Source organism: Tepidiforma sp., assembly GCF_034433535.1.
Lineage (GTDB): Bacteria > Chloroflexota > Dehalococcoidia > Tepidiformales > Tepidiformaceae > Tepidiforma.
On sequence record NZ_DAOUAO010000248.1, the window covers coordinates 14,916 to 37,524 of the forward strand.

Annotated in this window: 23 protein-coding genes and 1 tRNA gene; 11 read left to right on the plus strand and 13 right to left on the minus strand. The window is 68.9% G+C overall.

Annotation, left to right across the window (positions count from 1 at the left end; all coding sequences use genetic code 11):
- Window positions 1-264 precede the first annotated feature (264 nt).
- Window positions 265-2,151 carry a HAMP domain-containing methyl-accepting chemotaxis protein gene (locus tag VAE46_RS13110; protein ID WP_322797392.1) on the minus strand — a complete coding sequence of 629 codons (1,887 nt, stop codon included), beginning with the start codon at window positions 2,149-2,151 and terminating at the stop codon, window positions 265-267.
- Window positions 2,152-2,776: 625 nt separating this feature from the next.
- Here VAE46_RS13110 and VAE46_RS13115 point away from each other — a divergent pair.
- Window positions 2,777-4,168 carry a DEAD/DEAH box helicase gene (locus VAE46_RS13115; RefSeq protein WP_416223974.1) on the plus strand — a complete coding sequence of 464 codons (1,392 nt, stop codon included), beginning with the start codon at window positions 2,777-2,779 and terminating at the stop codon, window positions 4,166-4,168.
- A 61-nt stretch (window positions 4,169-4,229) separates the two neighbouring features.
- On the opposite strand, the gene VAE46_RS13120 is transcribed toward VAE46_RS13115, so the two are convergent.
- Window positions 4,230-4,970 carry a DUF547 domain-containing protein gene (locus tag VAE46_RS13120; protein WP_322797394.1) on the minus strand — a complete coding sequence of 247 codons (741 nt, stop codon included), beginning with the start codon at window positions 4,968-4,970 and terminating at the stop codon, window positions 4,230-4,232.
- 176 nt (window positions 4,971-5,146) lie between these two features.
- On the opposite strand from VAE46_RS13120, the gene VAE46_RS13125 reads away from it, so the two are divergent.
- Complete coding sequence (locus tag VAE46_RS13125; RefSeq protein ID WP_322797395.1) at window positions 5,147-6,301, plus strand: hypothetical protein; 1,155 nt, start codon at window positions 5,147-5,149, stop codon at window positions 6,299-6,301.
- A gap of 137 nt (window positions 6,302-6,438) precedes the next feature.
- On the opposite strand, the gene VAE46_RS13130 is transcribed toward VAE46_RS13125, so the two are convergent.
- The 3 genes from VAE46_RS13130 to VAE46_RS13140 all read right to left on the minus strand — a co-directional run bounded on the left by VAE46_RS13130 (window position 6,439) and on the right by VAE46_RS13140 (window position 9,446).
- Window positions 6,439-7,029 carry a thioredoxin family protein gene (locus VAE46_RS13130; protein ID WP_322797396.1) on the minus strand — a complete coding sequence of 197 codons (591 nt, stop codon included), beginning with the start codon at window positions 7,027-7,029 and terminating at the stop codon, window positions 6,439-6,441.
- A gap of 80 nt (window positions 7,030-7,109) precedes the next feature.
- Window positions 7,110-7,964 (minus strand): patatin-like phospholipase family protein, encoded by an 855-nt coding sequence (locus tag VAE46_RS13135; protein WP_322797397.1) that lies wholly within the window; start codon window positions 7,962-7,964, stop codon window positions 7,110-7,112.
- Window positions 7,965-8,069: 105 nt separating this feature from the next.
- A complete protein-coding gene (locus VAE46_RS13140; protein ID WP_322797398.1) occupies window positions 8,070-9,446 on the minus strand; it encodes a HAMP domain-containing sensor histidine kinase in 1,377 nt (458 codons plus the stop codon).
- A gap of 145 nt (window positions 9,447-9,591) precedes the next feature.
- Here VAE46_RS13140 and VAE46_RS13145 point away from each other — a divergent pair, with 145 nt between their 5' ends.
- The gene (locus VAE46_RS13145) at window positions 9,592-9,972 is read left to right on the plus strand and encodes a DsrE family protein (RefSeq protein WP_322797399.1); all 381 of its coding nucleotides are present in this window, start codon (window positions 9,592-9,594) and stop codon (window positions 9,970-9,972) included.
- Window positions 9,973-10,041: 69 nt separating this feature from the next.
- Here VAE46_RS13145 and nrtS read toward each other — a convergent pair whose 3' ends face one another.
- Window positions 10,042-10,224: a nitrate/nitrite transporter NrtS gene (gene nrtS / locus VAE46_RS13150; protein WP_322797400.1), complete on the minus strand. Its 183-nt coding sequence runs from the start codon at window positions 10,222-10,224 to the stop codon at window positions 10,042-10,044.
- A 265-nt stretch (window positions 10,225-10,489) separates the two neighbouring features.
- On the opposite strand from nrtS, the gene VAE46_RS13155 reads away from it, so the two are divergent.
- Together VAE46_RS13155 and VAE46_RS13160 are read left to right on the plus strand one after the other, a co-directional pair.
- The gene (locus VAE46_RS13155) at window positions 10,490-10,771 is read left to right on the plus strand and encodes a hypothetical protein (RefSeq protein ID WP_322797401.1); all 282 of its coding nucleotides are present in this window, start codon (window positions 10,490-10,492) and stop codon (window positions 10,769-10,771) included.
- On the plus strand, window positions 10,768-11,502 hold the full coding sequence (locus tag VAE46_RS13160) for a Crp/Fnr family transcriptional regulator (RefSeq protein WP_322797402.1): 735 nt from the start codon (window positions 10,768-10,770) through the stop codon (window positions 11,500-11,502). The genes VAE46_RS13155 and VAE46_RS13160 overlap by 4 nt, the downstream gene beginning before the upstream one ends.
- A 112-nt stretch (window positions 11,503-11,614) precedes the next feature.
- Here VAE46_RS13160 and VAE46_RS13165 read toward each other — a convergent pair whose 3' ends face one another.
- On the minus strand, window positions 11,615-12,115 hold the full coding sequence (locus VAE46_RS13165) for a hypothetical protein (protein WP_322797403.1): 501 nt from the start codon (window positions 12,113-12,115) through the stop codon (window positions 11,615-11,617).
- A 152-nt stretch (window positions 12,116-12,267) separates the two neighbouring features.
- On the opposite strand from VAE46_RS13165, the gene VAE46_RS13170 reads away from it, so the two are divergent.
- From VAE46_RS13170 to VAE46_RS13185, 4 genes are read left to right on the plus strand one after another with little or no spacing between them, the layout of a single operon-like run.
- Complete coding sequence (locus VAE46_RS13170; protein ID WP_322797404.1) at window positions 12,268-12,546, plus strand: hypothetical protein; 279 nt, start codon at window positions 12,268-12,270, stop codon at window positions 12,544-12,546.
- A gap of 56 nt (window positions 12,547-12,602) precedes the next feature.
- On the plus strand, window positions 12,603-13,478 hold the full coding sequence (locus VAE46_RS13175) for a thioredoxin family protein (RefSeq protein ID WP_322797405.1): 876 nt from the start codon (window positions 12,603-12,605) through the stop codon (window positions 13,476-13,478).
- On the plus strand, window positions 13,475-14,482 hold the full coding sequence (locus VAE46_RS13180; RefSeq protein ID WP_322797406.1) for a cytochrome c biogenesis CcdA family protein: 1,008 nt from the start codon (window positions 13,475-13,477) through the stop codon (window positions 14,480-14,482). The genes VAE46_RS13175 and VAE46_RS13180 overlap by 4 nt, the downstream gene beginning before the upstream one ends.
- Window positions 14,483-14,505: 23 nt before the next feature.
- Complete coding sequence (locus VAE46_RS13185) at window positions 14,506-15,072, plus strand: TlpA disulfide reductase family protein (RefSeq protein WP_322797407.1); 567 nt, start codon at window positions 14,506-14,508, stop codon at window positions 15,070-15,072.
- Between the two features lie 22 nt (window positions 15,073-15,094).
- Here the strand turns inward: VAE46_RS13185 and VAE46_RS13190 are convergent.
- The 3 genes from VAE46_RS13190 to VAE46_RS13200 form a co-directional block, all read right to left on the minus strand.
- A tRNA-Lys gene (locus tag VAE46_RS13190) sits at window positions 15,095-15,166 on the minus strand.
- A gap of 79 nt (window positions 15,167-15,245) precedes the next feature.
- Window positions 15,246-15,764, minus strand: a complete 519-nt coding sequence (locus tag VAE46_RS13195; protein WP_322797408.1) for a biotin/lipoyl-containing protein — start codon at window positions 15,762-15,764, stop codon at window positions 15,246-15,248.
- 12 nt (window positions 15,765-15,776) lie between these two features.
- The gene (locus tag VAE46_RS13200) at window positions 15,777-17,270 is read right to left on the minus strand and encodes a pyruvate carboxylase subunit B (protein WP_322797409.1); all 1,494 of its coding nucleotides are present in this window, start codon (window positions 17,268-17,270) and stop codon (window positions 15,777-15,779) included.
- A gap of 160 nt (window positions 17,271-17,430) precedes the next feature.
- Here VAE46_RS13200 and VAE46_RS13205 point away from each other — a divergent pair, with 160 nt between their 5' ends.
- Together VAE46_RS13205 and VAE46_RS13210 are read left to right on the plus strand one after the other, a co-directional pair.
- On the plus strand, window positions 17,431-18,195 hold the full coding sequence (locus VAE46_RS13205) for a glucose 1-dehydrogenase (protein WP_322797410.1): 765 nt from the start codon (window positions 17,431-17,433) through the stop codon (window positions 18,193-18,195).
- Between the two features lie 91 nt (window positions 18,196-18,286).
- On the plus strand, window positions 18,287-19,519 hold the full coding sequence (locus tag VAE46_RS13210) for an acyl-CoA dehydrogenase family protein (protein WP_322797411.1): 1,233 nt from the start codon (window positions 18,287-18,289) through the stop codon (window positions 19,517-19,519).
- A 16-nt stretch (window positions 19,520-19,535) separates the two neighbouring features.
- On the opposite strand, the gene VAE46_RS13215 is transcribed toward VAE46_RS13210, so the two are convergent.
- Genes VAE46_RS13215 through VAE46_RS13225 form a run of 3 tightly spaced genes read right to left on the minus strand, consistent with a single transcriptional unit; the run spans window position 19,536 to window position 22,582 of the window.
- Window positions 19,536-20,420, minus strand: coding sequence for a hypothetical protein (locus VAE46_RS13215; RefSeq protein ID WP_322797412.1), 885 nt, complete (start codon window positions 20,418-20,420; stop codon window positions 19,536-19,538).
- A 44-nt stretch (window positions 20,421-20,464) separates the two neighbouring features.
- Complete coding sequence (locus VAE46_RS13220) at window positions 20,465-21,874, minus strand: recombinase family protein (protein WP_322797413.1); 1,410 nt, start codon at window positions 21,872-21,874, stop codon at window positions 20,465-20,467.
- 6 nt (window positions 21,875-21,880) lie between these two features.
- A complete protein-coding gene (locus tag VAE46_RS13225) occupies window positions 21,881-22,582 on the minus strand; it encodes a zinc ribbon domain-containing protein (RefSeq protein ID WP_322797414.1) in 702 nt (233 codons plus the stop codon).
- Between the last annotated feature and the right edge of the window lie 27 nt (window positions 22,583-22,609).

Consider the following 22,609-nt stretch of genomic DNA (forward strand, 5'->3'; position numbering starts at 1 on the left):
CCTTATCTCATATCCTAGCCGTTCCCCTCTTCCATGCAACTCTATGCTCATGCAAGCGTTTGCGAAAGCCCGGGCGGAGCGGTGCAGGGGCAGGCCGGGCGCTGCCCCGGGAGCGGCGGGCGCGGAGGGGGTCAGCCGCAGACGAAGCGGTACGCCGCCCGGGCGGGAAGGGCGGCGTAGCGGAGGGCCTCAGCGGCGACGGGAATGGCGCATAACGCTGCGAGGACCAGCCAGGCGGCGAGCCGGCGCGAGGGACTCGACCGTTCAGGCCGCGCGCCGGACATGGCTGCGGTCTTCCGGGAGGCGGCTGACCGGCGCGGCGAGGCGGAAGCGGGCGACGCTGGCGCCCAGCGCTTCGGCAACGGAGCGGAGGGCAGCAGCCTCAGCATCGAGGGCGGCGGCCCGGCCGGCGAGGTCGCCGGTGGCGCCGGAGACGCGGTCGACGACAGCCTCGGCCTCGCTCGAGCTCTCGGCGACGGAATCGATGGAGCGGCGAACGTCTTCGGTCGCGTCGACAATCTCGGCGGCCGTTTGGCTGGCGGCGCCGGCGTCGTCGGCGAGGGAGGCGGCAGACCCGGCGGCGAAGCTCGCGCGCTCGGCGACTGCGGCGACCTCGGCTGCGATGGCATCGACTTCGGAAACGGCGGCGGATACGCGGTCGATTATCCGTTCAAGGAGGGATTCGACGCGGGCGGTCACCTGCTGGCCGGCCTGGACATCGGCAACGCCGGACTGCATGGCCCTGACGGCCTCGGCGGTACGCGACTGGATCTGGGCGATGAGCTCATCGATCTCCCGGGTGGAGGCGCCGGAGCGCTCGGCGAGCTGGCGCACGTTCTCAGCGACGACGGCGAAGCCCCGGCCCTGCTCGCCGGCGCGAGCGGCTTCGATGGCGGCGTTGAGGGCGAGCAGGTTGGTCTGGGCGGCGATTTCTTCGATGACCTGGACGATGGCGCCGATCTGGTCGCTGTAGGAGCCAAGTTCGTTGACGGTCGCGGCGGCGTGCTCGACTGCGGACGCGATGGAGGACATCGCCTGGACGGCTTCGCGGACGGCCTGGCGGCCTGCGGCGGCGGCCTCCTGGCTTTCGCGGGCGGTGCGGGCGACCCCGGAGGCGGATTCGGCGACGTGGCGGATGCGCTCGTCGATGGCCTCCATGGCCGCGCGGGACTCGCCGGCCACGCTGGCGGTGGTGGCAGCGGCGCCTGCGAGGCGATGGGCGCCGTCGGCAGCGATGCGGGCGGCAGCATCAGCTTCGCGGGCGAGGTTGGCCAGCCGGTCGGTGGCGGTTCGGACGTCGCTGGCATCGGCCGCGATGGACGACGAGGAATCTTGCACCACCCCGGCCGCCGCCTCGAGCGCCGAGGCTCGGGCGAGGACGGCATCGGCATGCTGGCGGACGTCGGTGGCGAGCTGCTGCAGGCCGGAGGTCATGACCCGTGCGGCATCGGCGATCGTGGCAAGTTCGGACTGGAGACGGTTGAAGGAGGCAGCCATGGCGCCGATCTCGTCCGACTGGGAGAGGCTGACGGGGCAGGGTTCGAAAGCCACGGGCACGGAGAGGTCGCCTTCCGAGACGGCGACGATGGCCTCGCGGAGGCCGGGGAGCTGCTCATCGGCGAGACGCGCGGCGGCGCCGGAGATGGCCGCGGCGCTGCGGCGAATACGCTCGGCGACGAAGATGGTGACGCCCGCATGGGCGACGACAAACAGCGCGTGTTTGATGACCACGGCGAGGGAGGCGCCGGTATCGAAGACGTAGGCGGGGAAGAGCCAGTTGCCGGCGAGGTGATGGACCGCGATGACGGCCGCGCCCACGAGAATCGGCATCGGGTCGTAATAGACGACCAGCAGGCTGAGGACGACGAATACGTGGAAGTGGACGGCGATCTCTCCGCCCGAAGCGGCGATGAAGAGCCCCGACATCGCCATCAGCGCGGCGGCGACGATAGCGCGATAGGTGCGCGTCCCCGCGACGAGGGCGTAGCCCAGGCCGGCCAGCCCGGTCACGGCAAGGGCGCCGAGACCGGCCGTTAGCGGGGCGAGGCCATCGGCGATGACGGACGTGACCAGGACGAGGGGGATGTGGGCGGCGATCACGGCGAGCATGGCGCGGTCGCGGCCGAGGAACGCAGGGGCACGGTGGTCCATGGCGGTGGCTCCAGGGGGTGGTGTTGTTGGCGTACACCGGGATTGTTGGCCGTTTGGCCAGCGCGGCCCATTGGGGGAATGCCGGAGGCATCCGCCCGGGGGTCCTGAGTTTGCGCTAAGGCGAGCGGTTTTGAGTCCAACGGTGCGCGAATCCACCGCCGTAAGGAGGTGCCGACACGGATTGAGTTCTCGCCGGGCAGCCAGTGTGCGCAATCATCTAGCGGCCGGCAGGAGGCCCGAGAACACGACAGGGGGTGACGCGGGCGTGGCGCAGGATTGTCGCGACCACCATGAGGAGGTGCAGCCATGCCCGAAGAGACCACTCCCACCGACTCTTCGCCGACCCCTGCGTCGCCCCGGCCCGTCGTTGGCGCGCGGCTGGTGCGGAACGCGCTCTACCTGAGCGTGCCGAAGCAGAAGCCGCTGGTCGAGGCGATGCGTTCCCTGAAGGTGGCGCCCTACGACTGGCGCAAGCGCGAGTGGACGGTGCCCCTTCGGTCTGCCCCAGAATGCATACCGGGCACTGGAGGCCGCCGGCGCCGACGTCAGCCAGCTGGCGGGCGTGGTTGGGGTGTTCGCCATCCGCAGTGTCGATGCCGAAGAGATCCTGCTGTAGTTCCCGGGGCTGTTCCCCCACCAGCGCGAGGGCGTGCGGTTCCTTGCCTCCTCGCGGGGCGCGATCCTGGCCGATGACATGGGCCTCGGCAAGACCCGCCAGGCGATCATCGCGCTGGGCGAACGGCGGCCGGAAGGGAACCTGCTGGTGGTGTGCCCGGCTTCGCTGAAGCTGAACTGGCGCCGGGAAATCCAGATGGTCTACCCCGAGGCGGAGGTACGGATCATCAATGGACCCGACCCGGTGGTCCCGGCGCGCTGGACCATCATCAACTACGACATCATCACCCGGAAGCGGGCCGAGATCATGGCGAACCCGTGGGCGGCGGTGATTTTCGATGAGGCCCACTACATCAAGAACGCCGAGGCGGCGCGTTCGAAGACGGCGCTGGCGATCGCCGAGCGGGTCGAGGACTGCTACCTCCTCACCGGCACGCCGGTGATGAACCGGCCGATCGAGCTGTTCAACCTGCTGCGGGCCATCGACCACCCGCTGGCGGAGAGCTACATCGGATTCGGGCGGCGCTACTGCGACGGCAAATGGGACGGGTATGGCTGGGACTTTAGCGGGGCATCGAACCTGCACGAATTGAAGCAGAAGGTTGCGGGCACGGTGCTGGCCCGGCGGAAAGAGGAAGTGCTCGACCTGCCGCCCAGGCTGCGCAGCGAGGTGCCGGTACCGCTCGAACCGGGCAAGTACCGGGACCTCACGGGTCAGCTGGTGGCCCTGGTGCGCGACCAGCGGCAAAAGTACTCGGGGAATGTCCGCTGGAACGAGCTGCTCCCCGCGATGACCAAGCTGCGGCACGCGATCGCGAAGGACCAGGTGAAGCACACCGTTCAGCTGCTGCGGGACACCATTGAGCAGGGCGAAAAGGCAATCGTGTTCACCGGGTTCAACGCGGTGGCGGATGCGCTCCAGGGGGAGTTCGGGGAGGCCGCTGTCCGGCTGACCGGCGATACCTCGAAGAAGGCGCGCCAGGAGGCCGTCGACCGCTTCCAGGAGGACCCCGGGGTACGGCTGTTCATCGGCAACATCCTGGCCGCGGGCACCGGCATTACCCTCACGGCGGCGACCGAGGTGTTCTTCAACGACCTCGACTGGGTCCCGGCCAACCACCTGCAGGCCGAAGACCGGGCCTACCGCATCGGGCAGAACCGGATGGTGAACGTGTACCACGTGACCGCGCCGGGGACGTTCGATGACGTGGTCTGGCTTGTCCTCGAGCGGAAACTCGCCATCCTGGACCAGCTGGATTTTTCAAAGCGCGGAGAGGCGCCGGAGGCACGCGATGCCCGGGAGGAGATTCTCGAGGCGCTGCTGGCGCAGTTCGACGGGTTCGAAACGGCCGAGGCCGCGGAGCGGTGGCTCAAGGGCGGCGACGCGGCGGCGGGTTCGTAGACAGCCCGGGAGTTCGGGAGGCGCCCCGGGCACCGCGGCGCTCCCCCGGTGGCGCGGGGGCTCAGCCCGGGGCGTAGTTGTCCAGGGAGAGCGTCCAGTCGTAGGGCGCGAAGTGAAGGCGCGGGGCGGAACCCGGCGGGATCTGCTCGTAGCGGGCCAGGAGCCGCCGGATGCCGGCCGGCCCACCGAAATCGCCGCGGAACCAGAGGAACAGGCGCGTGACCGTCACGGTGTTGGTGGCAGGGTCGTACGACGTGGTGGTATCGAGGTATGAATGGGCGGCCAGGTCGAGCTGTGCGTCGATGAGCGCCGGGTCGTAGAACGCGATCGGCGGGCAGCTCGCAGCCCCGCAATTGAGCGCGAAATGTACCCGCGGGTCGCGGCGCTGGAGCCGGAAGGCCCGTTCGAAGCGGCCCGGGAAGGGATTCGCCATGTAGCCGAGAGAGAAGGCGAACATGGAGCGGCGGAGCATGCCGTGTTCGATGGCGTTGAAGGTGAGGTGGTGGCCGGCGACCTCAACCCCAAACGTGGAGAAGAACCGCAGCCGGCGCGAGTAACGGTCCGGGGACTCTGCCAGGACTCGCTGGATCCCGGCGTTGTAGACGTTGATCCAGAAGGCGAGCTTGTCGGCATCGGTGGCGAGGGAGCGGCGCAAGTCGCCTTCCGACAGGGTGGCGAGCGCTTCGAACTCAGCCGTCCCCTGGCCCGCCCTGACGGCGCGCAGCAGCTGTTGCGAAAGGGCAACAGCCCCGGTCGTCGCGGAGCCAGCAGGAAGGGGCGCGCCGTGCAGCGAGTGACCCATGTGCCGATGGTCGCTCCCGGCGGCTGCGTGCGCAGTGATGGGCGTCACCGAGCGGTCAGCGGCGACGCGTGGTCAAGGCAATGTTTAAACGGTGATCTCTATCACACGATTCGCGTGACGCTCGTCACGGAATGGATGCAGCCTGCCCTTGAACCTTTGGCCATCCCACGGAGGTGATGGCATTGACCAACAACGAACGACTTCGAGCACTCCCCAGGCGACGGTTCCTTGCCCTGGCAGCGGGGGGCCTTGCGCTGCCGATCGTCGGCGCCGCGTGCGGCGATGACGACGATGCCAGCCCGGCGACCCCGGGTGTCGCAACCCGCGCCGCTGCCAGTCCGACGGCGGCGCCGGCGGTGAAATCCGGGCCGAAGCAGGGCAGCGTCCAGGTCGGCGATGTGCTCGACCACGCCCTCTGGTCGGAGGACTGGAAGGGCGACTTTGGCTACGTAACCTTCCGCCTGCATGAAGGTCTGGTGGAGGAGCAAAGCGTCTACTTCATCCGGACCGACGCTTCGGATAAGGCGTTCGCCGAGCAGGAGAAGCTGGTGTACGTCCCGCTGATGGCGAAGGCTGCGGCGGGGGGCGGGCGCGGCACCAGCAGGATCTACGTCTTCGAAGGGGCGCCGAACCTGAAGCCGGTGCTCTCGAGCGCGCCGCACCTTGCGGATTATTCGCCGGCGTTCGTGCTGCATCGGGTCAGGTTTAGCGGCACCGCGTCGCAGCTGACATCGGAATCGGCCATTCGCGACGCGGAGAAGGCTGGCGCCGTGCAGGTGGAAGCCACGTCGATCGTTGTGAACTACCCGGTGGTGAAGTGGCCTGGCGGGGAGATGCCGGTGGATACGGCGAAGGAGGTCTACCTGGGCGGCGGGCAGTTGCTGGAGCCCGTCGACGTGGCCGGGAAGAAGGTGACCTTCAAGCTGCACGGCTGCTACCCGGCGTCCCGCTATATCGTAACCGACGTGACCATGCCGGAGATGGCCGGCGGGATGAAGATCGCACCAGCCCCCGGCGCGGCGGACCTTACGGCGGCAGGGGCGACGGCGAAAATCCTGGTCTTCGGCAATGGGCTGCCCGGGAGCGGTCCGATGGGCTTCCAGAAGAGCGTGACCGATACCATTGTGGGCGACGCAGCATGGAGCCCGTACTGGGACCACTTTACGTTCATCTGGAAGGACGGGCGTACTCCGCGCCTGCTCAAGTCGCTTGCGGAGATTCAGGCGGCCGAATCGGCCGGCGAGCTGACGCGGTTCCCGGGCACGCCGGACACCAACGGCAAGCTGTTCATGGTGAACTGCCCGGTCCCGGTCCTAGCCGCGATTTCCTGAGCGGTCCAGGGACATTCGTGCCGGGGCGGCAGCCACGAAAGGCTGCCGCCCCGATTCCTGCGTCCGGGGTGGAGGGGGGCCCCGGTTCCCGCAGGAGCTCAGCGTGGCGGGCCTGACGGAACGCTCCGCAGGTGAGGTCAGGAGGCGCGCTGGAGGGCAGCCTCAATGGCGGCGGCGAAGGCTTCGGCGGTTGGCTGGAAGCCGAAGCGGGCAAGCTCCCGGCCGGTTGGATCGATGAGCACGAACGTCGGAGTGCCTCTGACGGCATAGCGGGCCGCCGCCGACCGGTCGTGGTCGACCGACTTTTCGACGAAGACCAGCCTGTCGCGGAACTGCGAGGCGGTGGCATGGGCAAACGGCTCCATTCGCTCGCAGAAGTCGCACCAGGTGCCAGAGAACCACACGAGGACGGGTCGACCGTCGCTCGTGGGTGTGCTTTCGGTGGGCAGTGGCGCGGTCGCGTGGTAGACGGTATGACGGCTCCCGCTGAGCACGCGCACCTCGGCGCCGCCGGCGTTGTCGCGGGCGAGCTGCGAGTCGGCGGCGTCGGCCGCGGCGGGTGAAGCATCCGAGGAGCCTCCCCTCAGGACCACGAGTGCTGCCAGGCCGCCGATGAGCAGTATGCCGGCGATGAGCAAGAGGCCGCGGGTGAGGGCTGCATTGCTCTTTGCCGGTCCGCTGGGGCGGCGGGCGTGCCTGGCATCGGTGGTTCGGCGGCGATTGGACATGATTCCTCCGGGGCTGGGGTATTCGAAGGCAGTGGAGCCGATGTGCACCGGACCATTCAGTGACGGTGATCGCAGGGGCTTTACGGCGTCTGTTCGCTGAAGGGACCGTGGTAATGGCCCGCGCGGAGGACGCCGCCGACGTGGCAGCGGTCGAAGACCTCGCAGGCCACGCGGTAGGACGAGGCCAGGAGCCGGGGCGCGTCGCGGAAGTCGCCGCGGGCGCTGCGCAAGCCGGGCTGTATGTGGACGACCTCGGCGGGGTAGGTGCGGTGCTCGATGGCGCAGGCTGCGCGGTCCTGGGCCAGGAGTTCGAACGAGCGGCCGACGAGTTCAAGCAGGTTGCGCGGGCAGCCGGTGGGTGCTGGCGCACGCAGGTCGAGATAGACCACCGAGGTGGCGCCGGCTTCGATGGCGACGTCGATATCTCCGCCGGAGGTCACGCCGCCATCAACGAACAGTCGGTCTCCGACCCTGACCGGCGGGAAGACACCGGGAATGGCCGTGGAGGCAAGCACGGCGGTGCTGATGGAGCCCTCGTGGAAAATGGCGCGGCTCCCGGTGCAGATGTCGGTCGCCGTGATGTAGAGCGCAGCGCGGGCATCCTCGAAACGGTCGCTGGCGAGGTGTTCGGCTAGGAGGCGCCGGAGGAGGCGGTTATCGTAGATGCTGAGTCGCGAGCGCCAGAGGCTGCCGGCGATGGTAAGCGGATTGCGACTGAACAGGCGCTTTCCCGCGAGGCCGTGCCAGATCTGCTCGAGGCAATCGTGGTCGTGGGGTGCGTGGAACGCCACGTAGCTGGCGTTCATGGCCCCAACACTCGTGCCGACGAGGATATCGAACTGGAGGCCGAGCTCCATGGCGCGTCGAATGAACCCGACCTGGACCGCCCCAAGGCTGCCGCCGCCGCTGAGCACCAGCGCCGTCCGGGCCGTCATGGGAGGCGCACCCTGGCAGTGCTGACGCTGACGCACGGGGCAGCGGAGGCACGATCGAAACCGGGCTGCCGCGTGCCGCACGCTGCGGTCGGGCAGGCTGGGGTCTCACGCCACATGCTGCACCTCCGCTGACAGTTGCCCCGCAACCGCCAGGTGCTGCCCCTCACAGGCCGGGAGGCGAACGATGAAGGCCGCCCCGCCGAGAGCATCCGATGACCCCACCTCGATGGAGCCTCCCAGGCCCTGGACAATGCGGCGAACGATGGCGAGACCGAGCCCTGTACCGGATTCCTTGCTGGTGTAGAAGGTTTCGAAGATGCGATCGCGCGCTTCAGGCGGAATACCGGGGCCCGAGTCCTCGACCCGGAGGACGGCATCGCACTCGACCATTCCGGAGGAGAGCAGGACCTCCCGGCGGGGAGACCCTGCCACAGCGTCGATTGCGTTTTCGATGAGGTTGATGAGCACCTGCTGAATTTCGTTGCTGCGCGCCGGGACAACCGCTGCATGCGGGTCAAGGCTGAGGGTGACGCCCGCCCGCGCTGCCCGCGCCCGGGTGAAGCGGGCGCTCGCCTCGACTTCCGCGGCCAGGTCGCACTGCTTTGGCGCATCCGTTCGGCGGGCGAGATTGCGCAGGTCCTCGGCGAGGGCCGTTGCGCGGCGGGCTTCGCTCACGAGCTGGTCGCGGAGGTCGGGGTCGAGGACGTTCGCATCGAGGAGGGAGAGCCCCATGGTGATGGTGGAAAGGGGATTGCGGATATCGTGCGCCACGAAGGCGACGTGTTCGCCGAGGAGGCTGATGCGCTGCTGGTGGACGAGGTGCTCGGCGAGCCGTGATGCGACAGCTGAGAGCACCTCTTCCAGGCGGCCGAGTTCATCGCTTGCGCCCGAGGGCACGATGGCGGCATCGAGCGGCCGGTCGGCGAGGGCCTCGGCCGCGGCGGCGAGGCGCTGGACGCGGCGCCAGCGTTCGACCCAGCGACGCCGCCAGAGGAGCAGGCTGGCCACGACCCCGAGGCCGAGGAGCGCAAGCCCGGTGCCTGAGAGGTAGAGGAAGCGGGTTTCGGCGCGGTGCTGGATGGCGGAGCGCCGCTCGCCGTAGGTTTGCAGCAGGTCATCCAGGGCGGCGAGATCGCGGACGGGGACCGCTTCGGCAGCGAGTGCGGCCAGCCGGGCTTCGCCGGCGGTGAGGGTGAGTTCGCGGGCGGCGGCGAGGTAGGGAGCGGGGTCGCCAGCGGACGCGGCGATGGCGATCTGGGCTTCGGCATCGGCCATCAGGTTGGAACGGCGGACGGAGTCTTTCACACCGAAATGTCCGACGAAGAAGAGGATAACCAGGGCAATGGCGCCGGCAGCCGCGGGCAACACCGGCGCGGCCAGTCCCAGGAGCAGCCGCAGCCGGCCGGGCCACCCACGCCGGGGGCGGGTCGCCACCGCCTGGGCCGATGGAGTCCTGGGATTGGCGGGCAGCACTCCGGTCATGTTCGACCTCTCCTTCTTACCGGGCGGTAAAAGCGAGCCCTGCATTGAGCGTCGCTCGCGGCGGACGGTGCAACAGTGATGCTGATCACAGAGCGGCTGCCAGCGCACCGGAGATAGTTCCCGGGCGAACCAAAAGGAGGACTCGATGCCTGAGAAGAAGATTGCGATCATCCTGCAGGCCGGCGCAGGGACCCACGAAGGGATGGCCCGTGCCCTGCACTCGCTGCTCTACGCCAAGGAGCTGATGGAGCAGGGCATCACGGCACGGCTGATTTTCGACGGCGCAGGGAGCGAATGGGCGGCGAAGCTCGTTCAGCCCGAATCGCCGCAGGAACAGGGGCTGGCGCGGCTCTTCCAGGGCATCCAGGCGCAAGGCGTGGCGTACGAAATCTGCGACTATTGCTCCGGGGCCTTCCAGGTGAAGGACCGGCTGAAGGAGGCCGGAGTGCCGCTCAGCGGGCAGTACATGAACCACCCGAGCATCGCCGGCCTGGTCAAGGACGGCTTCGAGGTCTGGATTCTCTGAGCGGGTGCCCGGCTGGGGCTGCCGGGGTCGGCATCCCGGCGGTCCCGCCAGGGTGCCGCTGCTGTATCGCTACGCGCCGATCCGGGAGATACGGAGCGCGGACCAGGTTGCGACGCAGTAGGGCACGGTGTAGGTGAGCGGGATTTTCCAGAGCAGGGCCGCAGGCAGGTGCCCTGCCAGCAGGACGTTGCCCTGGTTAATGAGGGTCAGGATGGTGCCAACGACCAGCGCCGTGGTCGCGGCCGTCCGCATGAGCGGCGGATGCAGGAGGGCGTGACGGGTGCACTTGTATTCGGCAACGCCCTTTCGAACGAACCGAAACCTGGCCGCACTACCATGGCTGAGGGAGCAACGTAGTGCCGCCGATTCCGGGGCGGCCGGGGAGGGAGCAGATACGGGCGATTCGGCAAGCGCTGACATGCGGCGACCTACGGCGAATGATTCTGCTGAATGTTTCGGCACGCTGTTCGTGACTGGCGTCACTGACCCCCGGCGTTCGGGGTTCTTAGCTGAGAGAATGAGCGAACTCCCTGAGCTCGACGTATGGGTTACGGCCGAATGCAGCGCGTGTGCTCGCACCCTGCGCACGCTGGAAGCGTGCGAATCGCTGCAGGGCCTCGTCGCCATCCGCGTGCGTGACCTTTCGCAACAGGGCCAGCGTCCTCCGGGGGTGGTCGGCGGGCCGACCATTACGCTGGGGGGTGAGGTAGTGGCCCTGGGGACGCCCGATTGCAGTGAGCTGACGGAGCGCGTGATCTCTATTCTTTCGGGAGCACGCCAGCCCGGGGTGTGGCCATGAGGATCTTTGGAGGCAAGACAACGCGGCCGGCCCCGGCCGAGTCGCACATCGCGAAGGCGGAAGCTGAGCGGATTCGCGCGGCGCTGCTGCTCGAGAGCGATCTCTTTCGCGGGCTGCAGCCTGAGGAGATGGACCAGATCGCGGGGCGGCTGCCGATGGCCACGTGCCGCCCGGGCCAGCTGATCTACGAGCCTGGCGCTACCGGAGAGGCCCTGTTTGTTCTGAAGGCCGGCCGCGTACGCCTGTACCGAATCACGCCGGATGGCCGGAAGCTGGTGCTGATGACCATCGGGCCGGGAACGGTGTTCGGCGACATGTCGGTGCTCGGGCAGTCGATGGTGGGCTCATTCGCGGAGGCGGTTGAGTCGAGCGTGCTGTGTGTGATGAGCCGGGTCGATATCGAGAGCGTCATCCTCGAACACCCCAGGGTGGCGCTGCGCATGATTCAGCTGCTTTCCCGGCGGCTCGAAGACGCTGAGCGCAGGCTGGAACAGCTTGCGTTTGCGCCGGTGCCCGCGCGGCTCGCCCGATTGCTGCTTGAGCTTGAACACGAGGGCGTGATCCAGGGGTACAGCCACCAGGACCTGGCGGAGATGGTCGGGGCCTCGCGGGAGACCGTTTCGCGGGCGCTGGTCGAGTTCAAGACGGCGGGCTGGGTGGAGATCGACCGCCGACGCATCCTGCTGCGCGACCGGGGGGCGATCGAGATGACCGCTGAGGCCGGGGGCTAACCAGGGACGACTGGGGACGTGCTCCTCCCGGTCAGTGGGGAGGCAAACGCCGGGGGCGCCCGAACGGGCGCCCCCGGCATTTGCGCGGCTGGCCGGGCGGTGCCGGCCGGACTCAGCTGACTGGCCGGAGCCGGGCGTAGACCAAGCCGGTGATCACGCCAAACATGAGGTGGCTCACCACCCATGCCCAGGTGGGGATGCTGTCGGCGAAGAGGTCGCTGGACTGGAGTGCGGAGCTCACCCCGGGCACCATCACCAGCCAGACGACGAGGCCATAGACCATCCCGAGAACTGCGAGCGCCAGCGTCCCGCCGCGGGCGAGGACGAGGCCGGCAATGACGGCGAAGAGAGCGCCCAGCACGACGGAATTCATCATGTGGGCCATGGCGCCGACGACGACGGGGCCGAAGGCAAAGCCGCCGCCGTAGTGGCTGTCGCCGAACACGACGCTGGTGATGCCCCGGACGGGAGCCCAGAAGCCATCTTCGGAGATGGCCACCAGCATGGAGGTCATGGCCATGGCCATGCCCCCGATGAGACCGGCGACCCCGCCGTTGAGCAGCGAGCGGCTCATGGTGGTGTCGCCGGCGTGGGAGGAACTGACTGCGGTCATCGTGTGCTCCTTTGCACTGTGCTCCTCACAGGAGAAGCCCAGGGGGCCACCACGTTCAGTGATTGACATCACCGGTCGAAACCTGCGGCAGGCGTTGACCCTCGAGCGGCTCCAGCATGGATGCTGGGCGCAGGGAATGGAGGTTCGTTGCCATGGGGAACGTGAAACTGCGGGGAGCCTGGACTTCGTGGCTCGGGTACTTTGGCCTGGCCCTGGCTGCGTGTTTGCCGTGCCTTGCGATTCCGCTGGCGGCGGCCGTGCTGGGCGGGTCGGGCGTGGGTCTCGCGCTGGGGTTCGCCGGGGTTTCAGCGGTCCTGGCGGCGCTGGCAGGGCTTGCCGTATCGGCCATGCTGGTGGTCCTGCGCCTCCGCCGGAGGGTTTCGGGCGGAGGCGTCAGCTGTCCGATCGAGGCTCGTGACGCCGGTCACTGAACCGCCGGCCACCCATGGCGGATGGTGTAGCGAACGCTGATGCGGAAGGTGATGCTGTGGGACGCCATGCGGTGACGGAAGTTGCGACCCTTGAGGAATTTCGCGAGGCCATCGCGTCTGGCCGCTCGGTGGTCGTGGACTATTTCGCGGACTGGTGCGGACCGTGCCGGGCGCTCGCGCCGGTGCTTGACCGGGTAGCGAAGCGCCACGCCCCGGGCCTGACGGTGCTCAAGGTGGACATCGAGGCCGCGCCGGAGCTCGCACAGCGCGCCGGGGTGCGAGAGGTCCCGGCGCTGCATTTGTTCCGGGAAGGGCGAAAGGTGGCGGTTCTCACCGGGTTCCGCCCGGACGCGGCGCTGGAGCGCGAGCTCGAACGGTACGGGCTGATTGCGCGGGGTACGGAGGAGCACGCCGCCCTGCCGGGGAAATCCCATGCGGAGTCTGGGCCTGGGCAGGCGCGCTCCTGGATGGCCCGGCTTCGCGGGCTGTTTGGGGGTGCACCGGACAGCGAGGAGCCTCCCGCAGGCGAGGCGGCGGCCCCGGAAGGGGGCCTGGTTTCTGGGACGGGCACGACGTTTCGCCCGGTCGGCGACGCAGCCGGCTTCGACGCACTTGTGGCAGCCTCGGGCGCACAATCGGTGGTGCTCTTCCTTCACGACCCGTGGTGCCCGATCAGCGCCCGCGCCTACCGGGAGATGGAGCGCCTGGGCGGGGAGGTAGCGCTGGTCGATGTCTCGCGGGCAAAGCGGCTAAACCGGGAGATCGAAGCGCGGACCGGTGTACGACATGAGTCCCCGCAAGTCCTTGTGCTGCGGCACGGCCGGGTCACCTGGCATGCAAGCCACGGACGGGTGACGGCAGCGGCGGTGGCGGGGGCCCGAGCCGCCGCCGGCCAGGCGGAAACCGACCATGCAGGGGTGGGCAACGCATGAGCGGGGCAGCCGTCGCGATGCAGAGACGGGGCGCTCGCCCGCTGGCGTATGGGCTGCTCGCCATCGGCATCGGGCTGCCGGTGGTGCTGTTTGTTGTGGCCGGCATCAACGCGGGGAACTTCGGCCTGCGAGGAGCAGGCGGGCCGCTGGTAGCGTATTCGGCGGGAGTGCTTTCGTTTCTTTCTCCCTGCGTCCTCCCGCTCGTGCCGATCTACCTGACCCACCTCGCGGGCAGCCAGGGTACGGCTTCGGGGGACGGCGGCAATCGGCCGGCGACGGTTGCCCACGCCGTGGCGTTCATCACCGGGCTGAGCGTGGTGTTCATTGCCCTGGGGGCGAGCGCGGGGCTTGCCGGGTCGGTGCTGGTGGAGCACCAGCGGCTCCTGGAGCAGGGTTCGGGCCTGCTGCTGGTGGCCCTGGGTGCGCTCCTGATCCCGGCATCAACCGAGCGGAGCACGCGCGCCTCGCTGTTGATGCTGGCTGCGCTGGCCGTGCTCTTCCTGGCACTTGCGGAGGTGGCAGGGTTCGAGGGTTCGCCGGCCACCGCATTGCTGTTCGGAGCGGCGCTGGTCATCACTTGGCTGCGCTTTAGCGGGTTGCTGCCGTTGTCGCCCCTGCAGCGAACGTTCCAGTTCCACGCGGGAGGAGGGCGGGTCTCCCTGGGGAGATCAGCGCTGGTGGGCGGAGCGTTTGCGACCGGCTGGACCCCGTGCGTGGGGCCGATCCTGGGGGGAATTCTCACCCTGGCGGCAACCTCGCAGGATGTGGTGGTCGGCATCTACCTGCTGATCGCCTACGCTGCAGGGTTCAGCCTGCCATTCCTGGTGACCGCGCTTGCAATGGAGGATGTGACGCGTGGGCTGAAGCAGTTCAACCGGTGGCTGCCGGCATTTGAGGCGGCGAGTGCGGTCCTGATGATTGGGCTGGGGGCCTTGCTGCTGGCTGGCAGGCTCACGGCACTGAACGAGTTCTTCTCATTTGCGGGATTCAACGAGGGGCTGTAATGGCTGCACCAGGATCGAGCCGAATGCGGAGTGTGTTGCTGGTTGCTGCGGGGGTGGCGGTCTTCGCTGCGGTCACGGCCAGCATCGTGGTTCGCGGGCGTGGAGGCGGCGAAGCGGATGGTGGAGAGGCCATCGGCCTGCTCGATGACCGCCAGCTGGCGATCGGTCAGCCTGCCCCGGTGTTCGCCCTTCCCTCGGTTCGCGACCCGGGCGAGGTGGTCTCGCTGGCCGATTTCCATGGCAGGGCCGTGGTGGTGAACTTCTACGCTTCGTGGTGCGGGCCGTGCCGACGGGAGTTGCCGGATTTCGAGGCTGTTGCGCAGGAATTCAGGGACGATGTTGTCTTCGTTGCGGTCAATGTCCAGGAATCGCGGTCAGATGCACTCGGCATCCTCGAGGAAACGGGCGTAACCTTTTCGGCGGTGTTGGATAGCGACGGTGGGGTGGCGCGGCGGTATGGGCTGCGCGGGATGCCTTCGACCTATCTGCTCGACCGGGAGGGCGTGGTTCGGAAGATTGGCCCGGGCGCGATCGACGCGGCTGGGCTGCGCCAGGCGCTTCAGGAGATTCTTGGGCAGGCGCCGGAGTAAGGCAGTGCACGCAGGCGATTCGTAGGCCCGGAGAGATTCGAACTCTCGACCAATGGATTAAAAGTCCACTGCTCTACCGCTGAGCTACGGGCCCACGGACATTATCGGCCCGAAACGACAGAGAGGCCACGAGACATCGCGGCCCCTCCGCTGTGTGACAGGGACTGGAGCGGCTATTCGATGACGGCGAGGACGTCGCCCTCGGAGACGCGAGCGCCTTCGCTGACGGGGATCTCCCTGACGGTGCCGTCGGCGGGGGCCTTGATCTCGTTTTCCATCTTCATGGCTTCGAGGATGAGCAGGACATCGCCCTTCGCGACGGCCTGACCGGGCTTGACGTTGATGCGGAGCACCTTGCCGCTGATCTGGGCGGTGACGGCGCCCTTGACGGCGGCCTTCGCGCCGCCTGCCGCAGCGGCGCCGGGGGCCTGGCGCTCGCGGGGAGCGGGCCCGCCGCCGAGGCGGCCTTCCCATTCAAGCGTGAAGGGGCGGTAATCGACGAGGACTTCCATGCCGCTCTGGCGCTGGTCGGGCGGGGGGAGCTGGATGCGGTAGGGCACGCCGCCGGCGTTGACGGTCAGGTAGCCCGTCTCTTCGCGGACAGTGACCGGGTACTCGTGGCCGTCGACGATGACGCGGTCGCCGCGGACTTCGACCTCATAGGTTCGGCCGCCAATGGTGACTTTGGCCATGGCTTCTCCTCCCTAGCGCATCTGGCGAAGGCGCCCGAAGGAGCGCCAGTTGCTGGTTTCGCCGTTGGCGACGATGACCGGGGCAGCGGCCGCGGCGGGCGCCTGCTTCTTCTCGGAGATGGTGAGGGCACCGACAACGGCCGCGACCAGCTCACGCTCGGGGCCGCCGCCTTCGCGCCGCCACTGCAGGAATTCGCGGGCCGGCTGGGGGAACATGACGTAGCTGAGGACGTCGTCGATGTTCTCGGCGAGGTCGCCGATCTCGGCCTTCGCCTTTTCCATCTCGGGCTCGAGGTCATCGGCCGGGCGGTGGTCGATGGGCTGCTCATCGCCGAGGATCTGCTTAAGCACCTCCGGGGCGATGGGGACCGTGGTGCGGCCGTACATGCCCTTGGCCAGGTTGCGCGTCTCGCGGGTAACCGTGGCGTAGCGCTTGCCGGTGAGCACGTTCAGTACGGCCTGGGTGCCGACGATCTGCGAGCTGGGGGTGACGAGTGGCGGGTAGCCCAGGTCGGCGCGGACGCGGGCGTTTTCGGCGAGCACTTCCTTCAGCTTGTGCTCCGCGCCCTGTTCGCGGAGCTGATTGACGAGGTTGGAGATCATGCCGCCCGGCACCTGGTGGCTGATGACGCCGGCATCGACGCCGAGCAGGCCGGATTCGAATTTCCAGTACTTGCGGCGCACGCCGCGGAAGTAATCGGCGAGCTGGCGCAGCTTCTCCATATCGAGGCCGGTGGCGTGCTCGGGGTCCTCCGCCAGGGCGGCGACGAGCGTTTCGGTGGCGGGCTGGCTGGTGCCGCCGGCGAGGGGCGAGATGGCGGTATCGATGACATCGGCGCCGGCCTGGACGCCCATGAGGTAGGCCATCTCGGAGAAGCCGGAGGTATCGTGGCAGTGCATCTGGAGGAGGATGTTGGGGTGGTCGGCCTTGATGCGGGTGACGAGGGCCTTCGCCATCATCGGGCTGAGGATGCCGGCCATGTCCTTGATGCAGAGCGAGTCGGCTCCCATGGCCACCATCTCGTCGGCGAGCTTCGCGAAGGAGTCGACGGTGTGAACCGGGCTGGTGGTGTAGCAGAGGGCGCCCTGGACGTGGCCGCCGGCGCGCTTCACGGCATCGAAGGCGACTTCGAGGTTCCGGGTATCGTTGAGCGCGTCGAAGATGCGGAAGATATCCATGCCGTTTTGCACGGCGCGGTTGCAGAAGGCGCGGACCACATCATCGGCGTAGTGGCGATAGCCGACGACGTTTTGGGCGCGGAGGAGCATCTGGGTCGGGGTGTTCTTGAGGCGCTTCTTGATTTCGCGGAGGCGCTCCCAGGGGTCTTCGCGGAGGAAGCGCAGGCAGCTATCGAAGGTGGCGCCGCCCCAGCATTCGATGGAGTGGTAGCCGATGGAGTCCATCAGCTCGAGGACGGGGATCATGTCCTCGGTGCGCATGCGGGTCGCAAGGAGCGATTGATGGCCATCTCGGATGGCCGTTTCCATGATGCCGACTTTGGCCATGTGAACGTTCCGCCGGGAGGAGTTGGAGGCGTGAGCCCGTGATGATGGTAGGGTAGCGCGGACGGCACCTAGTGGCGATGGCGAAGGCGGTCGCGGGGCGGATGTCGTAGGCTTCGGGCGCAGATCTTGGGCGCGGGGCGCCGCGCGGGAGGTTCATGCGATGGACATCGGCGGGCTGTTCAGCCTCGAGGGGAAAGTGGCGCTGGTCACCGGCGGGAGCCGGGGGCTGGGCCGGGAGATGGTGCTGGCATTCGCCCATGCCGGGGCGGACGTGATCATCGCGAGCCGCAAGCTGGAGGCGTGCGAACGGCTGGCGGAGGAGGTGCGCGCGGCGACGGGGCGGCGGGCGCTGCCGGTGGCGTGCCACGTGGGCGAGTGGGAGCAGGTCGAAGCGCTGGCCGAGCGGGCGTACGCGGAGTTCGGCCGGGTGGATGTGCTGGTCAACAACGCCGGCATGTCGCCGATTTACGACCACGTGGCGAACGTGACCGAGGCGCTCTACGACAAGGTGCTCGATGTGAACCTGAAGGGGCCGTTCCGGCTGACTGCGCTGGTGGGGACGCGGATGGCGGAGGGCGCCGGGGGCTCGATCATCATGGTCTCGAGCACGGCCTCGCTGCACCCTGCGCCGGATGTCATCCCGTACGCGGCGGCCAAGGCCGGCCTGAACGCGATGACCGTGGGGTTCGCGCGGGCATTTGCGCCGAAGGTGCGGGTGAACTGCATCGTGCCGGGGCCATTCCTGACGGACATTTCGAAGGCGTGGGACATGGAAGCCTTTAAGGAGCGGGCCCGCACCTCGATCCCGCTGGGGCGCGGGGGCGAACCGCACGAGATCGTCGGGGCGGCGCTCTACCTCGCCTCGGAGGCGTCGAGCTACACGACAGGGTCGCTGCTGGTGGTCTCGGGCGGGAGCGGGATCTAGCAGGCGGCAGGGGTTCGCCGAAGGGGCTATGCTTGGCGGGCTTTGCCGGGCCGCGGCGGCCCGGACGACCACGCAGGAGGCCCACGAGGCGATGGCAGTCGATTTCGAGATTCCAGAAGAGGCGAAGGCGATCCGCCAGAAGGTGCGGGAGTTCGTGCACAGCGAGTGCATCCCGGCCGAGAAGCGGCTGCTCGACGGCGAGCCCTACAAGGAAGTGCTGGCGGAGCTGCGCCAGAAGGCGCGGTCGCAAGGCCTGTGGTGCCCGTTCATCCCGAAGGAGTGGGGCGGGATGGGGCTCGGCCCGCTGGCGAACGCGCTGGTGCAGATGGAGCTGGGCGAGAGTTACCTCGGGGCGCTGGCGCTCAACACGCAGGGTCCGGACGACGCCACCATGCTCACCATCCTCACCTACGGTACGGACTACCAGAAGGAGAAGTTCCTGAAGCCGCTGCTGAACGGCGAGAAGCGGGTGTGCTACTCGATGACGGAGCGGGCCGCCGGGGCCGACGCCACGGGGATGAAGACGACGGCCGTACGCGATGGCGACAACTGGGTGCTGAACGGCGAGAAGTGGTTCTCGAGCGCGGCCAGCGTGGCGGATATCGCCGTCGTCATGGCGAAAACGGACCCCGACGCGCCGCGCCATCAGCAGTTCAGCACGTTCATCGTGGAGCTGCCGAACCCCGGCTACCGGATCATCCGCGACATCCCGACGATGGCGGTCGAGGGGCCGCTGACGCACATCCTTGGCGGCGGGCATGCGGAGGTGCGCATCGAGAACCTGGTGGTGCCGCACGAGAACCTGCTCGGAGGGCAGGGGAACGGCTTCAACATGGGCCAGCACCGGCTGGCCTACGGCCGGCTGCGCCACGGCATGCACAACGTGGCGATGGCCCAGCGGGCGCTGGACATGGCGGTGGCGCACGTGACGCAGCGCGAGACGTTCGGCCGGCTGCTGGCGGACCGGCAGGGGGTGCAGTGGATGCTGGCCGACTGTGCGAGCGAGCTCTACATCGCCCGGCTGATGCTCCTCCACATCGCGTACAAGGCGGAAAAGGGGCTCGATATCCGGCACGAGAACGGGATCGCGAAGGTGTTCCTCGCGAACATGGTGCACCGGGTGGTGGACACCGCGATTCAGCTGCACGGGGCGCTGGGGTACAGCCTGGATACCCCGCTGGCGCGCTGGTACACCCAGATCCGTTCGCAGCGGCTGGTGGACGGCCCGGATGAAGTGCACCGCTGGACCACCGGCCGGAACGTGATCAAGGCCTACCGCGAGCACGGCACCACGGCCCCGGCCTGCGGGGGCGACCTGCTCTAACGCCGGGAGCGGGCGCTCAGGAGCGCGAGACCGCCGGGGCGAGCCGCTCGAGCAAGCCTTCGACCTGGACGCCGGTGATGGGGCGGACGACCCGCCCCATCCCGGTCCAGTGGGGCCATTTCCAGTCGCCGGTGGCGCGCGGCTGTTCGACCGGGTGGAGGAGGGGGCGGTCCTTGCTTGCGAGCATGAGGTGGTAGTGCTCGCCCAGGGGGACGGTTTCGTTGACGAGGCCGACCCAGCAGGTCATCTCGCCGCCATCGGGCGAGAAGGTCGCGCCGAAGTAGCGGTACTGGCCCTTGATTGGGCGGGAGGCGCTGGCGACGTAGCGGGCGCCCGGGCCGAAGTGCAGGCGGATGGCGGCGCCGGCGAGCGCGTAGAAGCGGTTGGTGGTGAGGGCCTCATCGAGGGGGACTTCGCCGAGGCCGAGGATGTCTTCGAGGACGAACTGGCGGAACTGGGCGGCGATGGGGTCCGGGTCGCCCTCGAGCGCTTCGACGACTTCGTACCAGGTGACCGGCGACCAGGGCGGCGGGACATCGCCGCGGGGCAGCGTGAGCATCACGAAGGCGGGCGGCTCGCTCCACTGGCGGGCGACCTGCTCGAACGCCGGGAGAAGCGACTCATCGGCGCCGGGTTCGACCTGGACTTCGACGAGGACGCGGCGGCCGCCTTCGTAGGTGAGGAGCAGATCGGCGATGCCGGCATCGGCGAGGCGGGGCTGCACCTCGACGAGGGCGAGCGGCTCCGGCCCGATGCCGGCGGCGCCGGCGAAGAGGGCGTTGAGCATGCGGTGGCCGCCGCGGAGGAAATAGGCCAGTGCGCTGGTGCAGTAATTTTCGAAGGGGCCCGCGGCGGAACCGGGCCGGTAGGCGGAGAGCATGGTGAAGAGGTTTTCGGCCATTGGTTCCAGTATGCACGGGCTGACGGGAGCGGGGCAGGGCGCGGTCAGGCGCGACGGTAGACCCGGATCTCTTCGCCGTCGACCTCGATGCGGTCGATGACCTCGCGGACGGCGGTCTGGAGCTCATCGAAGGGGAGGGCATCCCACTCGCGAAGCAGGCGCTCGCGCTGCTGCTCGAGGTGGCGCTGGCGCTCGGCTTCGGTTTCGTGGGCGCGGATGCGGTCGCGGGCGGCGGCCAGTTCGGCCTGGAGCTGGCGGTGCTCCTCGGCGAGCTCGGCGCCGATCGCCTTGAGGCGCTCGATGGAGATATGGCCGTGGGCGGCATCGGCGACGAGCTCTTCGACCTGGCGGCGGTTGCGCTTGATGCGCGATTCGATCCGCTCGGCCTGGGCGTGGAGTTCGAGGGCGTAGGAATCGATGTTGCCGGCGCGGCGGATGCGCGGGGCGGGGTGGTCGTCGGAGGCGAGGGCCTCGCGGACCTGCGCCTCGAGTTCGGCGGCGCGGCGGGTGTTGTAGCCGCAAGCGCTCTGGTTGGTCCGCGATTCGCACTGGTAGTAGCGGTAGGTGGCCCGGCGGGTTTCGCCCGATCGGGTGAGCCACGACTGCCGCCGGGAGACGCCGATCATCTTGTTGCCGCAGCGCGCGCAGAAGGCGAGGCCGCTAAGCAGGAACGGAGTAACAGTGCGGCTGCGGGCCGGGGCGTGGCGCGACTGGAGGCGGTCCTGGACCCGCCGGAAGTCATCCGGCGAGACGAGCGCGGGGTGGCTGCCGGTGACGGTGGTGCCGAAGCGGGAGTAGTGCCCGAGGTAGGCGCGGTTGCGGAGGATGTCGCGCACGGTGACCATGCTCCAGCGGCCGCCGCGGCGGGTGGGGATGTTCTCGGCGTTGAGCCGGCCGGCGATCTTGCGAATGCCCAGGTTCTCGGCGAGATAGAGGCGGAAGATGTAGCGGACGACGACGGCCTCCTCGGGGACGAGTTCGAGCTTGCGGCGGGGGCCGACGCGGTAGCCGTAGGGCGGCCGCCCGAGGACCTCGCCGCGGACCGCCTTGCGCCGCATAGCGCTGCGAACCCGCTCGGAGACCGGGGTGCCTTCGCCTCGCTCGGCCCAGGTATCCACCAGCGACTTGAAGGCGTCGGCGCCGTTGCTGGAGAGGACGACCGTCGCCCCGACGCCTTCGAGCTCAAGCAGGCGGAGGGCGGCGGCGCCGAGGTCGGGGCCGAGCGCCGAGAGGCCGTCGATCACGACGACGGTGAAGGTGCGTCCCGGGCGGGCGAGGAAGTCGAGCAGCTGCTGGAAGCCGGACGAGGCCGAATCATCGGGGTCGACAAAGGTGGCGGCGATGTCGAAGCCGGAGCGCTGGCAAAATTCGAGGAACGCGCGGTTCTGCTCGCCGATGGAGCGCTTCTGGCCGTTGCGGCGGGCGGAGGCGGAGAAGTAGCCGATCGCCTGCATGGGCGGCTACCCCACGTAGAGAATGCGCTCGCAGTTGGGGCACTGGGCGAGCTGAGCGGCGTCGAAGGCGCGCCGGCGGACGCTCTCGGGGATGGCGACGCGGCAGCCGCCGCAGGTGCCGCCCTGGATGCGCGCGACCGCGAGGCCGCCGCGCCGGCGCCGGATGCCGTCGTAGGTGGCGAGGGCCGCGGGCGGGATGCGGGCGGCCTGGGCGTCCCGGCGGGCGCGGGCGTCGGCAATGCGGGCTTCGAGCGCGGCCTTCTCGGCTTCGAGGCCGCGGCATTGGGCGGCGCGGTCCGCCTCGGCGCGTTCGAGGTCGGCGCGGGCCGCCTCCCGGGCGGCGCTGGCAGCTTCGAACTGCTCCATGACCTCGAGGAGGCGGTCTTCGAGGGCGGCCCGCTGGGCCTTCAGGTGCTCGACCTCCTGCTGGATGCTCGTGAGCTCCTTCGGGTTGCGGACCGAGCCGTCGTAGAGGCGTTTCTCCTCGGGGGCGATGCGCGAGGTCAGGCCCTGGATGGAGAGTTCGAGGTCGCGCTGGGTGCGGCGAACCTCCTGCCAGGCGGCATCGGCGGCGGCGAAGGCGTCGCGTGCGGCCTGCAGGGCGGCGTCATCGGCGAGGCGGCGCTCGACCTCCGCGAGGGACGCCTCGAGGCGGGCGATGTCGTCGTCGATTTCCTGGAGCGTGCGGATCTCGGTGAGCTGGGACATGACGGTTCGGGGCTAACCGTAGCGCCA